At 60.6% G+C, this 20,908-nt stretch carries 17 protein-coding genes; 11 read left to right on the forward strand and 6 right to left on the reverse strand.

Annotation, left to right across the window (positions count from 1 at the left end):
* Nucleotides 1–177: 177 nt before the first annotated feature.
* From arcD to BFP93_RS23075, 11 genes are all read left to right on the forward strand, one after another.
* Nucleotides 178–1,605, forward strand: a complete 1,428-nt coding sequence (gene arcD, locus BFP93_RS23025) for an arginine-ornithine antiporter (RefSeq protein WP_065895063.1) — start codon at nucleotides 178–180, stop codon at nucleotides 1,603–1,605.
* 24 nt (nucleotides 1,606–1,629) lie between these two features.
* Nucleotides 1,630–2,886 carry an arginine deiminase gene (gene arcA / locus BFP93_RS23030; protein WP_065887625.1) on the forward strand — a complete coding sequence of 419 codons (1,257 nt, stop codon included), beginning with the start codon at nucleotides 1,630–1,632 and terminating at the stop codon, nucleotides 2,884–2,886.
* Nucleotides 2,887–2,898: 12 nt separating this feature from the next.
* The gene (locus tag BFP93_RS23035) at nucleotides 2,899–3,909 is read left to right on the forward strand and encodes an ornithine carbamoyltransferase (protein WP_057723821.1); all 1,011 of its coding nucleotides are present in this window, start codon (nucleotides 2,899–2,901) and stop codon (nucleotides 3,907–3,909) included.
* A 148-nt stretch (nucleotides 3,910–4,057) separates the two neighbouring features.
* Nucleotides 4,058–4,987, forward strand: coding sequence for a carbamate kinase (gene arcC, locus BFP93_RS23040; RefSeq protein WP_065895064.1), 930 nt, complete (start codon nucleotides 4,058–4,060; stop codon nucleotides 4,985–4,987).
* A gap of 18 nt (nucleotides 4,988–5,005) precedes the next feature.
* Complete coding sequence (locus BFP93_RS23045) at nucleotides 5,006–5,368, forward strand: DUF5064 family protein (RefSeq protein ID WP_065895065.1); 363 nt, start codon at nucleotides 5,006–5,008, stop codon at nucleotides 5,366–5,368.
* Nucleotides 5,369–5,574: 206 nt separating this feature from the next.
* On the forward strand, nucleotides 5,575–7,083 hold the full coding sequence (locus tag BFP93_RS23050; RefSeq protein WP_065895066.1) for a sigma-54-dependent transcriptional regulator: 1,509 nt from the start codon (nucleotides 5,575–5,577) through the stop codon (nucleotides 7,081–7,083).
* A 430-nt stretch (nucleotides 7,084–7,513) separates the two neighbouring features.
* The gene (gcvH, locus tag BFP93_RS23055; protein ID WP_005790845.1) at nucleotides 7,514–7,897 is read left to right on the forward strand and encodes a glycine cleavage system protein GcvH; all 384 of its coding nucleotides are present in this window, start codon (nucleotides 7,514–7,516) and stop codon (nucleotides 7,895–7,897) included.
* 10 nt (nucleotides 7,898–7,907) lie between these two features.
* On the forward strand, nucleotides 7,908–10,745 hold the full coding sequence (gcvP, locus tag BFP93_RS23060; protein ID WP_065895067.1) for an aminomethyl-transferring glycine dehydrogenase: 2,838 nt from the start codon (nucleotides 7,908–7,910) through the stop codon (nucleotides 10,743–10,745).
* A gap of 97 nt (nucleotides 10,746–10,842) precedes the next feature.
* On the forward strand, nucleotides 10,843–11,967 hold the full coding sequence (gene gcvT / locus BFP93_RS23065) for a glycine cleavage system aminomethyltransferase GcvT (protein WP_065895068.1): 1,125 nt from the start codon (nucleotides 10,843–10,845) through the stop codon (nucleotides 11,965–11,967).
* A gap of 393 nt (nucleotides 11,968–12,360) precedes the next feature.
* Nucleotides 12,361–12,573 (forward strand): cold-shock protein, encoded by a 213-nt coding sequence (locus BFP93_RS23070; protein WP_007253000.1) that lies wholly within the window; start codon nucleotides 12,361–12,363, stop codon nucleotides 12,571–12,573.
* 94 nt (nucleotides 12,574–12,667) lie between these two features.
* Nucleotides 12,668–13,156: an RDD family protein gene (locus tag BFP93_RS23075; protein WP_065887617.1), complete on the forward strand. Its 489-nt coding sequence runs from the start codon at nucleotides 12,668–12,670 to the stop codon at nucleotides 13,154–13,156.
* 136 nt (nucleotides 13,157–13,292) lie between these two features.
* Here the strand turns inward: BFP93_RS23075 and nadA are convergent, their stop codons facing one another.
* From nadA to BFP93_RS23105, 6 genes are all read right to left on the reverse strand, one after another.
* Nucleotides 13,293–14,351: a quinolinate synthase NadA gene (nadA, locus tag BFP93_RS23080; RefSeq protein ID WP_065895069.1), complete on the reverse strand. Its 1,059-nt coding sequence runs from the start codon at nucleotides 14,349–14,351 to the stop codon at nucleotides 13,293–13,295.
* 257 nt (nucleotides 14,352–14,608) lie between these two features.
* A complete protein-coding gene (locus tag BFP93_RS23085; RefSeq protein WP_065887615.1) occupies nucleotides 14,609–15,076 on the reverse strand; it encodes an SRPBCC family protein in 468 nt (155 codons plus the stop codon).
* Nucleotides 15,077–15,096: 20 nt separating this feature from the next.
* Nucleotides 15,097–18,573 (reverse strand): amino acid adenylation domain-containing protein, encoded by a 3,477-nt coding sequence (locus BFP93_RS23090; RefSeq protein WP_065895070.1) that lies wholly within the window; start codon nucleotides 18,571–18,573, stop codon nucleotides 15,097–15,099.
* A gap of 12 nt (nucleotides 18,574–18,585) precedes the next feature.
* On the reverse strand, nucleotides 18,586–19,515 hold the full coding sequence (locus tag BFP93_RS23095; protein ID WP_065887613.1) for a diiron oxygenase: 930 nt from the start codon (nucleotides 19,513–19,515) through the stop codon (nucleotides 18,586–18,588).
* Nucleotides 19,516–19,540: 25 nt separating this feature from the next.
* A complete protein-coding gene (locus BFP93_RS23100) occupies nucleotides 19,541–19,888 on the reverse strand; it encodes a DUF4437 domain-containing protein (protein ID WP_065895071.1) in 348 nt (115 codons plus the stop codon).
* On the reverse strand, nucleotides 19,885–20,661 hold the full coding sequence (locus BFP93_RS23105; RefSeq protein WP_065895072.1) for a DUF3050 domain-containing protein: 777 nt from the start codon (nucleotides 20,659–20,661) through the stop codon (nucleotides 19,885–19,887). Before BFP93_RS23105 ends, BFP93_RS23100 begins: the two co-directional genes overlap by 4 nt.
* Between the last annotated feature and the right edge of the window lie 247 nt (nucleotides 20,662–20,908).

Raw genomic sequence — 20,908 nt, forward strand, 5'->3', positions numbered from 1 at the left:
ATCAACACGCAAGAAGCGCTCTGCAAAGCGCTTCTTCGGGATTTTCATCGTCCCACGAACTTCCATGCCAAGTCATTAATTTACAATGGAATGTGCCAATGAAGTGATCTGAGTCAGCTATTTGATTAGCCCACGGAATTATTCTGTGATCTCTCTCTCCTGCATTGGAGTCACACAATGTCTGATTCACCCGAAAAACTAAGGCTTGGCGCACTGGTTGCACTCGTGGTGGGCTCGATGATTGGCGGTGGGATCTTCTCATTGCCGCAAAACATGGCCGCCAGTGCCGACGTCGGCGCGGTATTGATTGGCTGGGTGATTACCGCGATCGGCATGTTGACCCTCGCCTTCGTGTTCCAGACCCTCGCCAACCGCAAGCCAAACCTGGACGGCGGTGTCTACGCCTACGCCAAGGCCGGCTTCGGCGACTACATGGGGTTCTCGTCCGCCTGGGGTTACTGGATCAGTGCCTGGCTGGGCAACGTCGGGTACTTCGTACTGCTGTTCAGCACCCTCGGTTACTTTTTCCCGATCTTTGGCGAAGGCAACACCCTCGCCGCCGTGATTGGCGCGTCGGTGTTGCTGTGGGCCGTGCATTTCCTGGTGCTGCGCGGGATCAAGGAAGCGGCGTTCATCAACCTGGTGACCACCGTCGCCAAGGTGGTGCCACTGGTGCTGTTCGTGTTGATCGCAGTGTTCGCGTTCAAGCTGGACATCTTCACCGCGGACATCTGGGGCGTGAAAAACCCGGACCTGGGCAGCGTGATGAACCAGGTGCGCAACATGATGCTGGTCACCGTGTGGGTGTTCATCGGTATCGAGGGCGCGAGCATCTTCTCGTCCCGGGCGGAAAAACGCAGCGACGTCGGCAAGGCCACCGTGATCGGTTTTATCACCGTACTGCTGTTCCTGATGCTGGTGAACGTGCTGTCCCTGGGGATCATGACCCAGCCGGAACTGGCCAAGCTGCAGAACCCGTCAATGGCCGCCGTGCTGGAGCATGTGGTGGGCCACTGGGGCGCGGTGCTGATCAGCGTCGGCTTGATCATTTCCCTGCTGGGCGCGTTGCTGTCATGGGTGCTGCTGTGTGCGGAGATCATGTTCGCCGCCGCCAAGGACCACACCATGCCGGCGTTTCTGCGCCGCGAAAACGCCAACCACGTGCCGGTCAACGCCCTGTGGCTGACCAACGCAATGGTGCAACTGTTCCTGATCATCACACTGTTTTCCGCCAGCACTTACCTGTCGCTGATCTACCTCGCCACCTCGATGATCCTGGTGCCCTACCTGTGGTCGGCGGCCTACGCCCTGCTGCTGGCGGTACGCGGCGAAACCTACGAGAACGCCTTCAAAGAGCGGCGCAAAGACCTGTTCATCGGCGCCCTCGCGCTGATCTATGCGATCTGGCTGCTCTACGCCGGCGGCACCAAATACCTGCTGCTTTCGGCCCTGCTCTACGCCCCCGGCGCGATCCTGTTCGCCAAGGCCAAGCGTGAACTGGGCAAACCGATATTCACCAACGTCGAGAAGCTGATTTTCACCGCAGTGGTCATTGGCGCCCTGGTGGCGGCCTATGGGCTCTACGACGGCTTCCTGACCCTGTAATTGTTGTTCACTGGAGGATCTGTAATGACCACGGAAAAAGTGAAATACGGCGTCCATTCCGAAGCCGGCAAACTGCGTAAAGTCATGGTGTGCTCCCCAGGCCTGGCCCATCAGCGGCTGACCCCCAACAACTGCGACGAACTGCTGTTCGATGACGTGCTCTGGGTGGCCCAGGCCAAACGCGACCACTTCGATTTCGTCACCAAGATGCGCGAGCGGGACATTGATGTGCTGGAAATGCACAACCTGCTGACCGACATCGTCGCCATTCCCGAGGCCCTGGACTGGATTCTGCAGCGCAAGATCACCGCCAATACGGTTGGCCTGGGCCTGGTCGAAGAAGTCGGTTCCTGGCTGCGCAGCCTGGAGCCGCGCAAGATCACCGAGTTCCTGATCGGTGGCGTGTCGGCCGATGATCTGCCGAGCAGCTTCGGCGGCAGGACCATCGAGATGTTCCGCGACTTCCTCGGCCACGCCAGTTTCATCCTGCCGCCGCTGCCCAATACCCAGTTCACCCGCGACACCACCTGCTGGATCTACGGCGGCGTGACGCTCAACCCGATGTACTGGCCGGCGCGACGCCAGGAAACCCTGCTGGCCAGCGCCATCTATAAATTCCACCCGGAGTTCACCCACGCCGACTTCCAGATCTGGTACGGCGACCCCGACCAGGACCACGGCGCCGCCACGCTGGAAGGCGGTGACGTGATGCCAATCGGCAACGGCGTGGTGTTGATCGGCATGGGCGAGCGCTCGTCGCACCAGGCCATCGGCCAACTGGCGCGCAATCTGTTCAAGAACAACGCGGTGGAACGGGTAATCGTCGCCGGCCTGCCCAAATCCCGCGCGGCGATGCACCTGGACACGGTGTTCAGCTTCTGCGACCGCGACCTGGTCACCGTCTTCCCCGAAGTGGTCAACCAGATCGTGCCCTTCACCCTGCGCCCTGACGAGAGCAAGCCGCACGGTATCGATATCCAACGCGAGAAAACCAACTTCCTCGAGACCGTCGCCGCAGCGCTCAACCTCAAGGCCCTGCGTGTGGTCGAGACCGGCGGCAACAGCTTCGCCGCCGAACGCGAGCAGTGGGATGACGGCAACAACGTGGTGGCCGTGGAACCTGGCGTGGTGATCGGCTACGACCGCAACACCTACACCAATACCCTGCTGCGCAAGGCCGGGGTGGAAGTCATCACCATCAGCGCCGGTGAACTGGGCCGAGGCCGTGGCGGCGGCCACTGCATGACCTGCCCGATCATCCGCGACCCTATCGACTATTAAGGAGATTCCATCATGGCTTTCAATATGCGCAACCGCAGCCTGCTGTCGCTGATGCACCACACCACCCGCGAGTTGAACTACCTGCTGGACCTGTCCCGCGACCTCAAGCGCGCCAAGTACACCGGCACCGAGCGTGCACACCTCAAAGGCAAGAACATCGCGCTGATCTTTGAAAAAACCTCGACCCGCACCCGTTGCGCGTTCGAAGTGGCGGCTCATGACCAGGGCGCCCACGTCACCTACATCGACCCGGTGTCGTCGCAGATCGGCCACAAGGAAAGCATGAAAGATACGGCCCGTGTACTGGGCCGCATGTTCGACGCCATCGAATACCGTGGCTTTGCGCAGGAGATCGTCGAAGAGCTGGCCAAGTTCGCCGGCGTGCCGGTGTTCAACGGTCTCACTGCCGAATTCCACCCCACGCAAATGATCGCCGACACCCTGACCATGCGCGAACACAGCGACAAGCCGCTGCATGACATCAGCTACGCCTACCTCGGGGATGCGCGCTACAACATGGGCAACTCGTTGCTGATGATCGGCGCCAAGCTCGGCATGGACGTGCGCATCGGCGCGCCAAAAGCGCTGTGGCCACACGACGACTTCATCAAGCAGTGCCAGGCCTTCGCTGAAGAAAGCGGCGCACGCATCACCATCACCGAAGACCCGGCCGAAGCGGTCAAGGGCGTGGACTTCATCCACACCGATATCTGGGTGTCCATGGGCGAGCCGGTGGAAGCCTGGGACGAGCGTATCGAGCAACTGCTGCCGTACCAGGTCAACGCCAGGATGATGAAGGCCTCGGGCAACCCACGGGTGAAGTTCATGCACTGCCTGCCGGCGTTCCACAACAGCGAAACCAAGGTCGGCAAGGACATCGCCGCACGCTATCCGCACTTGGCCAATGGCGTGGAAGTGACCGAGGAAGTCTTCGAATCGCCGGCCAACATTGCCTTTGAGCAGGCGGAAAACCGCATGCACACCATCAAGGCGATCCTGGTGTCGGCGTTGGCGGATATCTAAACCCTGCTGCGATCACACTGTAGGAGCGAGCTTGCTCGCGAAAAACTCAAGGGCACCGCGTTCATTCAGAATGGGCGCGTTATCGTTGACCTCCTTCGCGAGCAAGCTCGCTCCTACACAGGATTGCGAGCTCTAGAAGGATTGCATTATGCGCATCGTCGTAGCCCTGGGCGGCAACGCCCTCCTGCGCCGTGGTGAACCCATGACCGCGGACAACCAACGCGCCAATATCCGCATCGCCACCGAACAGATCGCCAAGATCCACGCCGGCAACGAGCTGGTGATCGCCCACGGCAATGGCCCGCAAGTCGGCCTGCTGTCGTTGCAGGCGGCGGCCTACACCAGCGTCTCGCCCTACCCGCTGGACGTGCTGGGCGCCGAAACCGAAGGCATGATCGGCTACATCATCGAACAGGAGCTGGGCAACCTGCTGGACTTCGAAGTGCCGTTCGCCACCCTGCTTACCCAGGTTGAAGTGGACGCCAGGGACCCGGCCTTCCAGAACCCGACCAAGCCCATCGGCCCGGTGTATACCAAAGCCGAAGCCGAAAAACTCGCCGCTGAAAAAGGCTGGGCGATTGCCCCGGATGGCGACAAATACCGCCGTGTGGTGGCCAGCCCCCGCCCGAAACGCATCTTTGAAATCCGCCCGATCAAGTGGCTGCTGGAAAAAAACGCCATCGTGATCTGCGCCGGCGGCGGCGGCATTCCGACGATGTATGGCGAAGACGGCAAGCTGCGCGGTATTGAAGCCGTGATTGATAAAGACTTGTGTTCATCCTTGCTGGCTTCGCAACTGGACGCCGACCTGCTGGTGATCGCCACCGACGTCAACGCCGCCTTTATCGACTACGGCAAGCCCACCCAGAAGGCCATCGGCCACGCCCACCCGGACGAAATGGAAAAACTCGGCTTCGCCGCCGGCTCCATGGGGCCCAAGGTGCAAGCGGCCTGCGAGTTCGCCCGTCAGACTGGCAAAACCGCCGTGATCGGTTCACTCTCGGACATCGAAGCCATCGTCCAGGGCCACGCCGGCACCCGCATCAGCACGGCGACACCTGGCATCACCTATCTGTGAAGTAGAGGAGATTTGCCTATGGCTACCTTTGAACCGGGACACTTGCACGTCGAACGTCACGCACTCAACGAGCATGACTACAGCTACAACCTGTGCATCGACTATGAAGTCAGCCAGGACCCCAAGGAAGGCAAGGGCATGTTGTTCAAGCTGCACGGTTCGGTGCAGGGCAAGGACCTCAAGGAAGAGTTCTTCCTGCCCAAGGACCAGGCGTTCGACTTTGCCCGGCATGCGATGAACATCGCGCAGAAATACGGCATGCCGAAAATGGCCGTGCTGAACGGGTCGATGCACAAGCAGTACGACTTGATGTTCGAAGATGTGCGCCATCAGCTGGATGTGAAATCCGGCGACCCGGTCAAGCCCGAACACCTGGAGTAACCCCACTGCACTGACACAACACTGTGCAAAATGTGGGAGGGGGCTTGCCCCCGATAGCGGTGAATCAGCCAACAAGTCTGTAGCTGACACACCGCATCGGGGGCAAGCCCCCTCCCACATTTGATCTCCATCAGTTGTCAGATTTCACCTGCGCCCCGCGCCAAGGCATACTTGCCGCCTCTGCTCCCCAGAATTGCAATCGCCCCATGCGTATCCACGTCAGCTTCATCGACCGCGTCGGCATCACCCAGGAAGTCCTGGCCCTGCTGGGTGGGCGCAACCTCAACCTGGATGCGGTGGAGATGATGCCGCCCAACGTCTATATCGACGCACCGACCTTGAGCGCCGAGGTGCTCGAGGAACTGCGCGATGCGTTGTTCAGCGTGCAGGGCGTGCAGGCGGTGACGGTGGTCGACATCCTTCCCGGCCAGCGCCGCCACCTGCAACTCGACGCGCTGCTGGCGGCGATGACCGACCCGGTGCTGGCCCTGGACAGCGCGGGCACGATCCTGTTGGCCAACCCGGCGTTGATCGCTCTATACGGGCGCGAACCGGCCGGGGAAAGCATCGCCGAGCTGTTCAGCGACCCAGGGCTGTTGGACACCTTGCTGGAACATGGCTTTCGCCTGCCGTTGCGCGAGATCAGCGTCAACGGCCAGACCCTGTTGCTGGACGCCACGCCGATCACCGATGCCGGCGCCCTGCTCACCCTCTACCCGCCCAACCGCATCGGCGAGCAACTGTCGGCGCTGCACCACGACCATGCCGAAGGTTTCGACGCGCTGTTGGGCGAATCCCCGGTCATCCGCACCTTGAAGGCGCGCGCGCAACGCGTGGCGGCGCTGGATGCCCCGCTGTTGATCCAGGGCGAAACCGGCACCGGCAAAGAGCTGGTGGCGCGTGCCTGCCATGCGATCAGCGCCCGTCACAGTGCACCGTTCCTGGCACTGAACTGTGCCGCACTGCCGGAGAATCTCGCCGAGAGTGAATTGTTCGGGTATGCCCCCGGGGCCTTTACCGGCGCCCAGCGCGGCGGCAAGCCGGGGCTGATGGAGTTGGCCAACCAGGGCACGGTGTTCCTCGATGAAATCGGCGAAATGTCGCCGTACCTGCAGGCCAAGTTGCTGCGCTTTCTCAACGACGGCAGCTTTCGTCGGGTGGGCGGCGACCGCGAAGTGAAGGTCAATGTGCGCATCCTCAGCGCCACCCACCGCGACCTGGAAAAGATGGTCAGCGAAGGCACCTTTCGCGAAGACCTGTTCTACCGCCTCAACGTACTCAACGTTGAAGTACCGCCGTTGCGCGCACGCGGCCAGGACATCCTGCTGCTGGCGCGCTACTTCATGCAGCAGGCCTGCGCGCAGATCCAGCGCCCCGTCTGCCGCCTGGCGCCTGGCACCTACCCGGCGCTGCTGGGCAACCGTTGGCCGGGCAACGTGCGCCAGTTGCAAAACGTGATCTTCCGCGCCGCCGCCATTTGTGAAAGCAGCCTGGTGGACATCGGCGACCTCGACATCGCCGGCACGTCCGTCGCCCGCCAGAGCGACGGCGAAATCGACAGCCTGGAACAAGCGGTGGAACACTTCGAGCGCGACCTGCTGGAAAAGCTCTACACCAGCTACCCCTCGACCCGCCAACTGGCCAGCCGCCTGCAAACCTCCCATACCGCGATTGCCCATCGTTTGCGCAAGTACGGCATTCCAAACAAGCCCTAGCTCCAAAAGTCAGCAGATTTAAATGTGGAATACAAACCCATGTGGGAGGGGGCTTGCCCCCGATAGCATTGTGTCAGTCAACTCATCCATTGCTGATCCACCGCAATCGGGGGCAAGCCCCCTCCCACATTTGGAATGTATTGCCAATTTTTGGTCTGAGAACGACATTCTGTGTACTGAAAGCGCTACAGCGTAACGATATCGCTACAACCCTGCTTTTCGCGCGCCATGCAAGGCTTTGATCCACATAGTCTTTTTTTCTCAGGTCGAACTGTAGCGAAATCGCTACAGCCAAAACCCAAAGCATCACCACCCCTTTTGATAACCCATTGTTTTGTAACACTTTAATAACCTTGGCCGCGATATTGCTAAGCAACTCCCCATTATTCCAATCCCGTCCACCAGACGAATCTGGCCCTGAGGAGTTTCCATGAGCGAGTTGCGTTTCACTGAAGATCACGAATGGCTGCGCGCCGAAGCCGATGGCAGCGTCACCGTGGGCATTACCGCTTTTGCGCAGAACGCGCTGGGTGATGTGGTTTTCGTGCAACTGCCTGAGCTGCAGGCCTACGACAAGGGCGCCGAAGCGTCCACCGTGGAATCGGTCAAGGCCGCCAGCGGCGTTTACATGCCCCTGGACGGTGAAGTCCTCGAAGTGAATGACAAACTCGATGGCAGCCCCGAACTGGTCAACGAAGACCCGATGGGCGAAGGTTGGTTCTTCCGCTTTAAACCAGCCGACGCCGATGCAGTGGCTAAGCTGTTGGATCAGGATGCGTACGACCGCCTGATCAAAGCCAACGCTGAAGCCTGAGGAGCGCGCCATGACCGTTAATCTGACCACCGCCAACGAATTCATCGCCCGCCACATCGGCCCGCGCCAGGAAGACGAGCAGCAGATGCTCGCCAGCCTGGGTTTTGACTCCCTCGAAGCCCTGAGCGCCAGCGTGATCCCGGAAAGCATCAAGGGCACCAGCGTGCTCGGCCTGGAAGACGGCCTGAGCGAAGCCCAGGCCCTGGCCAGGATCAAGACCATCGCCGGCCAGAACCAACTGTTCAAGACCTATATCGGCCAGGGCTACTACAACTGCCATACGCCATCGCCGATCCTGCGTAACCTCCTGGAAAACCCGGCCTGGTACACCGCCTACACCCCGTACCAGCCGGAAATTTCCCAGGGCCGCCTGGAAGCGCTGCTGAACTTCCAGACCCTGATCAGCGACCTCACCGGTCTGCCGATCGCCAACGCCTCCTTGCTCGACGAAGCCACCGCCGCCGCCGAAGCCATGACCTTCTGCAAGCGCCTGAGCAAGAACAAAGGCAGCAACGCGTTCTTCGCCTCGGTGCACAGCCACCCGCAAACCCTCGACGTTCTGCGCACCCGCGCCGAGCCGCTGGGCATCGATGTGGTAGTGGGGGATGAGCGCGAACTGAGCGACGTCAGCGCATTTTTCGGCGCCCTGCTGCAATACCCGGCGAGCAACGGTGATGTGTTCGATTATCGCGAGTTGACCGAGCGCTTCCACGCCGCCAATGCGCTGGTCGCCGTGGCCGCCGACCTGCTGGCCCTGACCCTGCTGACCCCGCCGGGCGAGTTCGGCGCCGACGTAGCCATCGGCAGCGCGCAGCGCTTCGGCGTGCCACTGGGCTTTGGCGGCCCGCATGCGGCGTACTTCTCCACCAAGGATGCGTTCAAGCGCGACATGCCGGGCCGTCTGGTCGGTGTGTCGGTGGACCGTTTCGGCAAGCCGGCCCTGCGCCTGGCCATGCAGACCCGCGAGCAACATATCCGCCGCGAGAAAGCCACCAGCAACATCTGCACCGCCCAAGTGCTGCTGGCCAACATCGCCAGCATGTACGCGGTTTACCACGGTCCTGAAGGCCTGACCCAGATCGCCCAGCGCATTCACCAACTGACCGCGATCCTGGCCAAGGGCCTGACCGCCCTGGGCCTGAAGGTCGAGCAGGAACACTTCTTCGACACGATCACCCTGAACACCGGCGCAAACACCGCCGCCCTGCACGACAAGGCACGCACCCAGCGCATCAACCTGCGCGTAGTGGACGGCGAGCGCGTTGGCCTGTCGATCGACGAGACCACCACCCAGGCCGATATCGAAGCCCTGTGGACCATCTTCGCCGACGGCAAGGCCCTTCCCACCTTTGCCGCCACCCAAAGCACCCTGCCGAGCGCCCTGCTGCGCCAGTCGCCGATCCTCAGCCACCCGGTGTTCAACCGTTACCATTCGGAAACCGAGCTGATGCGCTACCTGCGCAAACTGGCCGACAAGGACCTGGCGCTGGACCGCACCATGATCCCGCTGGGTTCGTGCACCATGAAACTCAACGCCGCCAGCGAAATGATCCCGGTGACCTGGGCCGAGTTCGGTGCCCTGCACCCGTTCGCCCCGGCCGCACAAAGCGCCGGCTATCAGCAACTGACCAGCGAACTGGAGGCCATGCTCTGCGCGGCCACCGGTTACGACGCCATTTCCCTGCAACCGAACGCCGGTTCCCAGGGTGAATACGCCGGCCTCCTGGCGATCCGCGCCTACCACCAGAGCCGTGGCGAAGCGCGTCGCGACATCTGCCTGATCCCATCATCGGCCCACGGCACCAACCCGGCGACCGCCAACATGGCCGGCATGCGCGTGGTGGTCACCGCCTGCGACGCACGGGGCAACGTCGACATCGAGGACCTGCGCGCCAAGGCCATCGAGCACCGCGAGCACCTCGCCGCGCTGATGATCACCTACCCGTCCACCCACGGTGTGTTCGAGGAAGGCATTCGCGACATCTGCGCGATCATCCACGACAACGGCGGCCAGGTGTACATCGACGGCGCCAACATGAACGCCATGGTGGGCCTGTGCGCACCGGGCAAGTTCGGCGGCGACGTCTCCCACCTGAACCTGCACAAAACCTTCTGCATTCCCCACGGCGGTGGCGGCCCGGGCGTTGGCCCGATTGGCGTCAAGTCGCACCTCACGCCCTTCCTGCCAGGCCATGCGGCCATGGCGCGCAAGGAAGGCGCGGTGTGTGCCGCACCGTTCGGCAGCGCAAGCATTTTGCCGATCACCTGGATGTACATCAGCATGATGGGCGGCGCGGGCCTCAAGCGCGCGTCGCAGTTGGCGATCCTGAATGCCAACTACATTTCCCGTCGCCTGGAAGAGCACTACCCGGTGCTGTACACCGGCAGCAACGGCCTGGTCGCGCACGAATGCATCCTCGATCTGCGCCCGCTCAAGGACAGCAGCGGCATCAGCGTGGACGACGTGGCCAAGCGCCTGATCGACTTCGGCTTCCACGCGCCGACCATGTCGTTCCCGGTAGCAGGCACCTTGATGATCGAGCCGACCGAAAGTGAATCCAGGGAAGAACTGGACCGCTTCTGCGAGGCCATGATCGCCATTCGCGAAGAGATTCGCGCCGTGGAAAACGGCACCCTGGACAAGGACGACAACCCGCTCAAGAACGCCCCGCATACCGCAGCGGAACTGGTGGGCGAGTGGACGCACCCGTACAGCCGTGAACAGGCGGTGTACCCGGTAGCCTCGTTGATCGAAGGCAAGTACTGGCCGCCGGTGGGCCGGGTCGACAACGTGTTTGGCGATCGCAACCTGGTGTGTGCGTGCCCGTCAATCGAGAGCTACGCGTAACCCGCCTGACTGAAAGGGGTCAAAAAATCTGGGAGGGGCTTGCTCCCTCCCACACTTGACCGAGTCGGCCTCGAAAAATAAGTTTCAGGAGCTGAACATGTCCACCGAAACCCTGTTGAAAACCCCATTGCACGCCCTGCACCTCGAACTGGGCGCGCGCATGGTGCCCTTCGCCGGCTACGACATGCCGGTGCAATACCCGCTGGGCGTCATGAAAGAGCACCTGCACACCCGTGAACAGGCCGGCCTGTTCGATGTGTCGCACATGGGCCAGATCCGCCTGACCGGCGCCAATGCCGCCAAAGCCCTGGAAACCCTGGTGCCGGTCGACATCATCGACCTGCCGGTAGGCATGCAGCGCTACGCGATGTTCACCAACGAGCAGGGCGGCATCCTCGACGACCTGATGGTGGCCAACCTGGGCAATGACGAACTATTCCTGGTGGTCAATGCCGCCTGCAAGGACCAGGACCTGGCGCACCTGCGCCAGCACATCGGCGACCAGTGCAGCATCGAACCGTTGTTCGAAGCCCGCGCATTGCTGGCCCTGCAAGGCCCGGCGGCGGTAAAGGTGCTGGCGCGCCTGGCACCGCAAGTTACCCAGATGACGTTCATGCAATTCGCCACCCTGCGCCTGCTGGGTGTGGACTGCTACGTCAGCCGCTCCGGCTATACCGGTGAAGACGGTTTCGAAATTTCCGTACCGGCTGAAAATGCCGAGAGCCTTGCCCGCAGCCTGCTGGCCGAAGCCGAAGTGCAGGCGATCGGCCTGGGTGCGCGCGACTCCCTGCGCCTCGAGGCCGGCCTGTGCCTGTACGGGCATGACATGGACACCGAGACCACCCCAATCGAAGCCAGCCTGCTGTGGGCGATTTCCAAAGCGCGCCGTGCCGATGGCGCGCGTGCCGGCGGCTTCCCCGGTTCAGACCGAATCTTCACCCAGCAGCAAACCGGCGTGAGCCGCAAGCGCGTTGGCTTGTTGCCCCAGGAGCGCACTCCGGTACGTGAAGGCGCGCAAATCGTCGATGCCGAGGGCGCGGTGATTGGCAGCGTGTGCAGCGGTGGCTTTGGTCCCACGCTGGGCGGACCGTTGGCGATGGGTTACCTGGACAGCGCCTTTACCGCACTGGATACCGAGGTTTCTGCGCTGGTGCGTGGGAAAAAGGTGCCATTACGTGTAAGTAAAATGCCATTTGTACCGCAACGTTACTTCCGTGGCTGATAGATCGTTTCCATAAGTAACGCGGCTGCGTTACGTGCACTAAACTGTAACGCAGCCGCCATATAACAGTGCACAAGCGATAGTCTTTGTTATAGGGATTGCCCTATAACAAGTGAGCACGCCTATCGAATAAGCCGGCGTGAATTTATTCACCAAACTGTCATCAGCCCGAGCAAAACCGGGCTTTCTGGCAGGGCTTGTTTTTTCCATATTAGTTGGCGTAGAGTTTGCCCACTGTGTTTGCATGGGTCGCTTGGAACCTGGACCTGGGCAGTAGCTGAAGTAGTAATGCTACAACCCGTTCGACGTCTCTTACTTTCCTGCAACCCAGCCCAGTACTCTTTCGTGTGAAAGAGGCTGTCATTAATTTTTAGCGTCAAAGGAAAGAAGAAAATGGCTGAACGTCAGAGCGGTACCGTCAAGTGGTTCAACGACGAGAAAGGGTTTGGTTTTATCACTCCAGAAAGCGGTCCGGATCTGTTCGTGCATTTCCGCGCTATCCAGGGCAACGGCTTCAAGAGCCTGAAGGAAGGCCAGAAGGTCACCTTCGTGTCAGTGCAAGGCCAGAAAGGCCTGCAGGCTGACGAAGTACAAGCAGAAGGCTGATCCTTCCTGCGACAAAAAGCCCCTGATATGACATCAGGGGCTTTTTTATGGGCGCCATTGCGTAAACTGCACGTTTTCACCAGAGAGCCCTGCCATGCCCAAGCCCCTGTTGCGCCCCCAAGGCGAGTTCCCCGCCGTTGGCCTGGGCCGCCGCCTGGCAGCGATGTTCTATGATTTCCTGTTGTGCACCGCCCTGCTGATCGTCACCGCCTTTATCTACAAGCTGGTGTGGATCGCCTTCGTGGGTGAAGCGAAGATGCGCACACTCACCGAGTCCGGCGCACTGGACGGTGACCCATTGCTGTCGACGATCCTGCTGTTTGTGCTGTTCGGTTTTTTCGCCAAATTCTGGACCCATTCCGGGCAGACCCTGGGTATGCAGGTATGGGGCGTGCGCGTGCAAAACGCCGACGGCACGCGTATCAGCCTGTGGCAGGCGTTGCTACGCTTTGTGGTGTCGATTGCGTCGTGGTTGTGTGTGGGGCTGGGGTTTATCTGGTCGCTGTTCGACAAGCAAAAGCGCAGCTGGCATGACATCTATTCGGACACGCAACTGGTGCGGATCCCGAAGCAAAAAAAGTAATCGCAGGATAGTGCAGATCCAAATGTGGGAGGGGGCTTGCCCCCGATAGCGGTGGATCAGTCAACATACAGGGTGACTGTCACACCGCCATCGGGGGCAAGCCCCCTCCCACAGTTTTTACCCAGGCAGCCTTGAATCAGGCGTTGCCGGCCAGTTTGAGCCGCGCAGCCTGGGTGAAATCCAACATGCGCTTGAGCGGCCGCACCGCCTGCGGGATCACCGACGGCTCGACGAATATCTCGTTACTGCCCTCGCGCAAGCACTGCAACGTACGTTCCAGCGTATTCATCGCCATCCACGGGCAGTGCGCGCAGCTGCGGCACGCGGCGCCGTTGCCGGCGGTAGGCGCTTCGATGAAGACCTTGTCCGGGCACAGCTGCTGCATCTTGTAGAAGATGCCGCGGTCGGTGGCGACAATGAACGTCTTGTTCGGCAGGCGCTGCGCTGCCGCAATCAACTGGCTGGTGGAACCGACGGCGTCCGCCAGCTCGATCACCGAGGTCGGCGATTCCGGGTGCACCAGGATCGCCGCGTCCGGATACAGCGCCTTCATGTCTTCGAGCTGCTTGGACTTGAACTCTTCGTGGACGATGCAGGCACCGTCCCACAGCAGCATGTCGGCGCCGGTCTGGCGCTGGATGTAGGTGCCCAGGTGCTTGTCCGGGCCCCAGATAATCGTCTCGCCGTTGTCCATCAGGCTTTCGACGATCTCCAGCGCGCAACTGGACGTCACCACCCAATCGGCGCGGGCTTTGACTGCCGCCGAGGTATTGGCGTAGACCACCACCGTGCGCTCGGGGTGCTGGTCACAGAACGCGGAAAATTCGTCCACCGGGCAACCCAGGTCCAGGGAGCAGGTGGCTTCCAGGGTCGGCATCAGGATACGTTTTTCCGGGGTCAGGATTTTCGCGGTTTCGCCCATGAACCGTACCCCCGCCACCAGCACGGTTTTGGCTGGGTGCGCGGCGCCGAAGCGCGCCATTTCCAGGGAGTCGGAAACACAACCGCCGGTCTCTTCGGCCAGCGCCTGAATCACCGGGTCGCAGTAGAAGTGGGCGACCAGCACCGCGTCTTGCGCTTTGAGCTCGGCGGCGATGGCGGCACGCAGGCTCGCCTCTTCACTGGCGCTGAGGGCCTTGGGCTGCTTGGCGTCGAGATGGGCTTGAACCAGTAGGCGTTCGGAAATATGGGTCATGTTCGCAAGACCTGCAGGCGCAGTAGCGCGAAAGTCGAGTGTACCACCGGCTCTGGAGCCCTTCGGGCGCCGCCGGACGAAGTGTGTGTTCATCAAGCACGGGTAAAGCTGAAGCTGCGCAAGGCTACAGAATATCGAATGGATTCAAAAGCCTAATCTGGCAGTGCGCGGGCATTTTGCGGGGGGAGTACGGCGGGTTCAAAGCCCCGCGAATACCGCTGATCCAACGGTACTCACAGGGCGGTACACCTGAAGCGTCAGGCAAACAACTTCTGCACGTTGCTCATCGCATCATCGGCAAACCCTTGCAGGAATGCCTCGAACGCCGGTACGTCCTCCGGGCCGCCGGTATAGGGCTGGCCAATGATGGTCCAGGTCGCCAGGCTTTGATTCGCACCTTGCGGCTCCACTTGCATGACGGCCCACAGGTTGCCGATATTCAGCGAAGTGTAGATCAGCGACCAGGTCATGGTCATGCCTTCGTTGTCATGGCTGTTGAGTTGCTCGATCACCACATTGCCGTCCTTGAACAGCTTCTTGCGTACCGAGCGCACGCCCTCCCCGGTCATTTCGATGTGGGACAACGCCGGGATGAATTTGGCGAAACCGGAAAAGTCTCCGACGATATTCCACACGCTGCGCGCGTCGCCATTGACCGTGACGCTGGCGACCACAGGGTTGCCCACGGGGTTGCGTACCAGGGTATCGGGTTCAAAATGTTGCATGGGACAGCTCCTTTTTTTGCTTAGATGAAATCGATTTGCTTGAGGTAGTCGCAGCCTTTTTGCAGCAGCGCACTGTTTTTGGCCGGGTAGTCTTCACCCATGCTACGGATGCCTGAGAGCGCATTGTGGTACTCGATCATCGAGATATCGCCGATGTCCTCTTCAAAGCCATTGAGGTAAAAGCCGACGACACCGAATAACGCATTGTCACTGTCGATTGCCGACAGGCGCTGCTGCCATTGTGTCACCGGGACCATCTGGAAATCGTGACCAGCGGCGCGAAACGCCTCCAGGTAATGCGCCCAGCTCAAGGGCAACGGGTTGTGCAGGTTGAAGACGGCCTTGGAGCGGTTATGCCGGCTGGCGTGAAACGCGATGAAGCGAGCCAGGAAGTCCACCGGCATCAGGTCGAAGTTCAGCGCCAGCTCAGGCACTTCCTTAAGCTGCAATGACCCCTTGAGCATCAGCATCAAGCGGTTCTGATGGGGCTGGCACACACCGGTCCGCGTATTGAAGGCAATGTTTCCCGGACGATAGAGGTTGACCCACACCCCCGACTCACTGGCGTTCCACAAGATGCGCTCGGCCACCCACTTGGACAGGTTGTAGCCATTGCGAATGTAGATCGGCGGTGTGAACGCCGGTGGTTCTTCCAGCACGCGCCCCTGTGCATCCACCGTGCTGGACGCGGACAAGGTGGAGATGAAATTGAACACCTTCTTGCTGCGCCCCTCACACAGTTGCAGGCATTCCAGCACGGGCGTGACGTTGTCCTTGACCAGCGATTCATAGTCGAGCACGTGGTTGACGTTGGCCGCGTTATAGATCAACACGCCGTATTCACGGTCCAGCCACTCGTAGTCCGCTTCCGACAGGCCCAGGCGAGGCTGGCTGATATCGGCCGCCAACACCCGCACCCGGCTCAGGTCAAGGTGCTCGAGGCGGTTCTGAATCAACGCCTGTTCGAAACGCTGCTGAGCGCTCATTCCCCCCGATTCACGCACCAGGCACGCCACTTCGGTGCTGCCCAGTTCCAGCAGTGCCTCAACGATGTGCACACCCAGAAACCCGTTGGAGCCGGTGACGATGACTTTATGCAGGTTGCCCAGGCGGCTGATCGGCAACACGTCCAGCTCAGGCCGCAGCGTCGCGTCACGCAATGCCTGCGGGCTGACGGTGGCGGTGGCTTCGACGTCCTGGTCGATCAGGTTGGCGAGGTTGATCAGCGTCGGCTGTTCGATAAAGCGGTTGATCGAAACCCCTTTGCCGAACATCTCGCGAATGCCCATGAGCATTTGCGACAGCAGGATGGAGTGGCCGCCGAGATTGAAAAAGCTGTCCTCCACGGAAATATCGACGCCGGGCATATCGAGCAGGGTGGACCACAGCCCGAGCAACTGCTCCTGCGTGGGGTTCTGTGGCGCCTGGCGCGGCCCTTGGGGTTTGTAGTTCACGGGCAGATTCTTCAAGGCCTTGCGGTCGACTTTGCCGTTGGCCGTGGCCGGCAGGCGTTCCAGCAGGCAGTAAGCGCTGGGGCGCATGTAGTCGGGCAAGTGCTTGAGTGCGTAAGCCTGCAGCTGTTCGCTGGCGGCGTGGCCGTCACCGCCGTGGGGCTGGGAGAAAAACGCGAGGATGCGCCGCTGCTGATCGATCACCACCGCCAGCTGACGGAACAACTGGCTCGATTGCAGCAAGTGTTCGATCTCTTCAGGCTCGACACGAAAACCGCGAATCTTCACCTGGTTATCCAGGCGTCCGATGATCTGGATGCCGTCCTCGGTCCAACGCGCCAGGTCGCCGGTGCGGTACAGGCGCAACCGTTGCCCGTCGGGCAATTCATGCAGGCGGTAACGCTCGGCGGTCATTTGCGCGGCGTCCAGATACCCCAGGCCCACCCCCGGCCCGGCGATATGGATCTCACCACTGCCGTTTTGCCCGACCGGCTGCCCCTGCTCATCGAGCAGGTAAATCGCGGTATTGGCAATCGGCACGCCGAGGTTGCGGTTATTGTCGCCTGCCTGGAACGTGCGGCACGTGGCAAGCACCGTGGTCTCGGTCGGGCCATAAATGTTATGCAACTGGCAGTGGCCCACCAGTTGCTCGATGACATGGGGCTCGCACACATCGCCCCCGGTCACCAGATGCTGCAGGCCGTACAACGATTCGAGCGCAAGGATGCTGAGCAAGGCCGGTGGCAGGAAGGCGTGAGTCACCTGCTCCTGCTCAATCAACTCGGCCAGCGCGACGGGATCGCGGCGCTGGTCCTCGGTGGGGACGATCAGTTCGGCGCCCTGGATCAGCGTGGGGAAGATGTCCAGCAGCGAGGCATCGAAATTGATCGTGGAAAACTGCAACGCACGGCTGTGACGGTCCAGCTCCACATAGCGCGCATACCACGCGCAAAAGTGGCTCAGGTTGTCGACGCTCAGCAAGACCCCCTTGGGTTGCCCGGTGGTGCCCGAGGTATAGATCGCCACACAGGGCGCCGCCCCCGCCAACGGCACGCGCAGCAGACTCTGATCCGGCGCCAGGGCCACGCGGCTGTAGCCTTTGGCGCCATGGTGGAAGAAATCCAGGTGGCTGATGTCCAGGGTTGCCAGGCCCGCAAGCGGGTTGACGGCGTCGGTCTCCTGGATCAGCAAGCTGGCATTGGCATGCTTAAGGATCGCCCCACGACGCTCCGCAGGATGGTTCGGGTCCAGCGGCAGGTACACGGCGCCGCAGCCGATCACCGCCAGGATCGCTGCGTACAGTGCCGAGCCTTTGGGCAAGGAGATGCCGACCACGGTCAGCCCACCGCCCTGCGCTTGAAGCAAAGGCTGCAAGCGCTCCTGGATGGCCACGCTGTAGGCATGCAGTTGCGCATAGGACATGCCGTGCCCATCGACTTTCAAGGCACTGCGCTCGGCATTGGCCAGCAGACTGTCGGCCAGGCGCTGGACGAAGGGTTGCCGGGCTTCCTGCAGCAACCCGACGTTGGCAGTCGCATTGTGGCGATGCTGCCAGGCCAGTCGATCCAGCTGGGTCAGGCTCGACAGGCTGTCGAGCGCCTTGACCGGCTCACGCGGCGTCTCGAGGTAGTCGGCACTGCGCGAGTAGCGGCCAATGTGCACGCTGGCCATGTCCACCAGTTGTGCGATGGCTTCCTGCATCAGGTCGGCGCCATTGCCGGCCGTGTCGGCATCGACTTCACGACGTCCCAGCGTCATCCAGTCGCCCTCCCCCGCACGCCACAGGCATTCAAGGTGCAAGGGCGCGAACACATCGCCGGCATCGTCGGACCGCATCCGTAAGGACAGATGGTGACACGCGGGATACTGAGGAAACCGCGTCGTGCTGGCGTCGTCGATCAGCAGGTCCGGAACCGGTAACCGGGCGCGCTCATTGGCACTGTCAGTGGGCAGCAGATGGGTGGTATGGCCCATCTGCTGCAGCTCTTGCGTAAGGCAGGCGAGCGCATGGCTGCGCCCGCACAGAACGATATCAAGATGTCTCATTGAAGTTCTCCTCTAGCGCAAATAATCGGCGAGCGCTTCCTGCATGCAGGGAGCGTCGAGCATGGCGCTGTGTTTGAAGAATCGGACGATGTTGCCCACCAGCGGGTGCGTCGGCGTGATCGGAAAACTCATGCCTTCGACCTCCTCGCGCAGCGCCGCCTTGACAGCAGGGCTCACTGGCAACTGCTCGATCAAGGCGAAATCGAACCCCTGCTGGATCTCGTTCGTCAGGTACTCAGCGAGAAACACCGGCATGATCGCGGCCAGCGTGCGCTTGTCTTCCTCGCTCGCCGTGCGCCAGTAAATGCGCGTCAACTTGGCCCAAAAGCCGGAGTGCCGACCTTCGTCCGCCAAATGGTCTGCCATCAACCCCTTGACCGATGCCTTCACCGAGTCGTCCCGGGCAAATGCCGCGACATCGTTGGTCAAGGTGTTTTCGGCCACCGCGACGCAGATCAACTCCACAGCCGCTTTGAGGTGCTCGGGCGCCATCGCCAGGGCTTTGGGAATCGAACGGCTGAGTTCGATTTCCGCAGGCAAGGTGATGGGCTCGATCCCGGTCAGCTCGATGGTCTGCTGCATGTAATCCATCGCCACCAATGCGTGATAGTCCTCATCGACTACCACGGTCATCGCGTCATACCGGCAGGCAAACGGGAAGCGGATGGCGAAGTTATCTTTCGCGATGCTCCTGGCGGTTTTGTCGACGATTTCCGTCTCGAAAATCACCACATCGTTAATGAACTTGTACAGGCTTTGAACAAGCACAAAGTGCTGCAAGTGCGCACATTCGCGGATGAACGTTGCGCCCATTACCAGCGGTTGGCGACTGATCGGGAATATTAACTTTTCATCATCTTCCAAACGACGCCTCGGGCGCGTACGAATCGTCGCACGCTCCTCCCACGCTTCGGAAAATGATTGATATTCTTCAGCTCTCATGAAGCGTTCCCTTTGTTCATGATGATCAGTAGTAATGCACTTCAAACAACAGGCAACCGTCTTTGGAGTTGAACGGACCGTGCTCGGTGTGCGCCGCCCTGAAGAAGTAAGCACCATCACGGTACGTCTTCTCGGGACGTTCATTACTGGCCAACTCTGTTTGATCGCCTTCGATCAAGTACACTTCTTCGTGATAATCATGTGTATAAATTTCACGGGTGCCGCCGCCCGGATGAAAACGCACCAGACGCGTGCGAATACCGGTTTTATTGATGGGGTCCAACGTGTCCTTGAATACCGTCAGGGTGATCCCGCGCTCGGACTTGACCTCGAACCATTGGGCCTGGTCCGCTTCGATGATTTCTATGTTCATGCCACGCACTCACTGACATTTTCGCGCATGGCCACGCGCAAGTTGTCCCAGAGCGCCAGGCGACTTTGCACGGCTGCGATGGCCGACTCGTAGACTTCTTCCTGGCGCTGAGCATCACCGTTGACCAGGCGCGCGAGCAGGCTTTCCGCCGCCGGGCCGTGATCTTCGGAGTCGACTTCAATATGGCGTTGCAAGTAGTAGCGGAAGGTCGGGGCGTCGTCGGCGGTGATATCCCAGTCATCAAGAATGCGCTGGAACATCTCCGGAATAACGCTCTCACGCCCATGCAGGAACGCTGCGGCGACACAGTGCGTGGAGGCGTTTATGGCGGTTTCGATGGTGTCGGTCACAAAGGCCGAGGCTGCCAGGCCTGCGCCGCAGCGGTTCAACGCGGTCTGCAGGTCGACACCTTCACGCATCAGTTTGACGAAGAATTCAATCTTGTCGGTGCTGGCGCCGACTTCACGCATAGCGTGCAGGTAGAGTTCGAAGTGGCTGTAGTGACCGCCCTGCAGGTTCTGGTCAGACTCTTCGCCGAGGATGATTTCGTTGATCAAGTGCGCTGCCGCCGGGTCCAAGGGTGGGAGCCATGGCAGTCGAGTACAGGTCAGGTCCTGTTGCAGACGCTTGGCCAGAGACATGAAATCCCACACGGCAAAGACATGGGTTTCCATAAAGGCGCGCAAGACCGGCAATGAATTGATCTCAGCAAAGATCCGATGATTGCCCAGTTCGGTTTTCTTGGCGTTCAAGTGCGACTTTTTATCTTCCATGTTGCTCTCCTCATCAGGCTTAGTTGGGTCCCGACCGATCGATATAAACCAGCCTGCCTTTTTTCAGGCATGAGCAGGCTTATCTCGCCATTACCGGCCAGCACACTATGTATTTCAGTTGAATTACAGCATGACACTTCGTCGGACCGAGCGGTCAGCCGCCGAAGCAAGACGAAACTTAGAGGAAGTTCATTACGCTCAGCAAGTGTTTTCTCAATAAATAATACAAAATATTTCCGAACTATAA

This window comes from Pseudomonas sp. 44 R 15, assembly GCF_900004965.1.
Classification (GTDB): domain Bacteria; phylum Pseudomonadota; class Gammaproteobacteria; order Pseudomonadales; family Pseudomonadaceae; genus Aquipseudomonas; species Aquipseudomonas orientalis_A.

Bases quoted from the DNA above. Each gene is read 5' to 3' on its own strand.
- arcD (WP_065895063.1), top strand. From the start codon at position 178: ATGTCTGATTCACCCGAAAAACTAAGGCTTGGCGCACTGGTTGCACTC.
- nadA (WP_065895069.1), bottom strand. From the start codon at position 14,351: ATGACCCATATTTCCGAACGCCTACTGGTTCAAGCCCATCTCGACGCC.
- BFP93_RS23035 (WP_057723821.1), top strand. From the start codon at position 2,899: ATGGCTTTCAATATGCGCAACCGCAGCCTGCTGTCGCTGATGCACCAC.
- gcvH (WP_005790845.1), top strand. From the start codon at position 7,514: ATGAGCGAGTTGCGTTTCACTGAAGATCACGAATGGCTGCGCGCCGAA.
- arcA (WP_065887625.1), top strand. From the start codon at position 1,630: ATGACCACGGAAAAAGTGAAATACGGCGTCCATTCCGAAGCCGGCAAA.
- gcvT (WP_065895068.1), top strand. From the start codon at position 10,843: ATGTCCACCGAAACCCTGTTGAAAACCCCATTGCACGCCCTGCACCTC.
- arcC (WP_065895064.1), top strand. From the start codon at position 4,058: ATGCGCATCGTCGTAGCCCTGGGCGGCAACGCCCTCCTGCGCCGTGGT.
- BFP93_RS23045 (WP_065895065.1), top strand. From the start codon at position 5,006: ATGGCTACCTTTGAACCGGGACACTTGCACGTCGAACGTCACGCACTC.
- gcvP (WP_065895067.1), top strand. From the start codon at position 7,908: ATGACCGTTAATCTGACCACCGCCAACGAATTCATCGCCCGCCACATC.
- BFP93_RS23085 (WP_065887615.1), bottom strand. From the start codon at position 15,076: ATGCAACATTTTGAACCCGATACCCTGGTACGCAACCCCGTGGGCAAC.
- BFP93_RS23095 (WP_065887613.1), bottom strand. From the start codon at position 19,515: ATGAGAGCTGAAGAATATCAATCATTTTCCGAAGCGTGGGAGGAGCGT.
- BFP93_RS23100 (WP_065895071.1), bottom strand. From the start codon at position 19,888: ATGAACATAGAAATCATCGAAGCGGACCAGGCCCAATGGTTCGAGGTC.
- BFP93_RS23050 (WP_065895066.1), top strand. From the start codon at position 5,575: ATGCGTATCCACGTCAGCTTCATCGACCGCGTCGGCATCACCCAGGAA.
- BFP93_RS23075 (WP_065887617.1), top strand. From the start codon at position 12,668: ATGCCCAAGCCCCTGTTGCGCCCCCAAGGCGAGTTCCCCGCCGTTGGC.
- BFP93_RS23070 (WP_007253000.1), top strand. From the start codon at position 12,361: ATGGCTGAACGTCAGAGCGGTACCGTCAAGTGGTTCAACGACGAGAAA.
- BFP93_RS23090 (WP_065895070.1), bottom strand. From the start codon at position 18,573: ATGAGACATCTTGATATCGTTCTGTGCGGGCGCAGCCATGCGCTCGCC.
- BFP93_RS23105 (WP_065895072.1), bottom strand. From the start codon at position 20,661: ATGGAAGATAAAAAGTCGCACTTGAACGCCAAGAAAACCGAACTGGGC.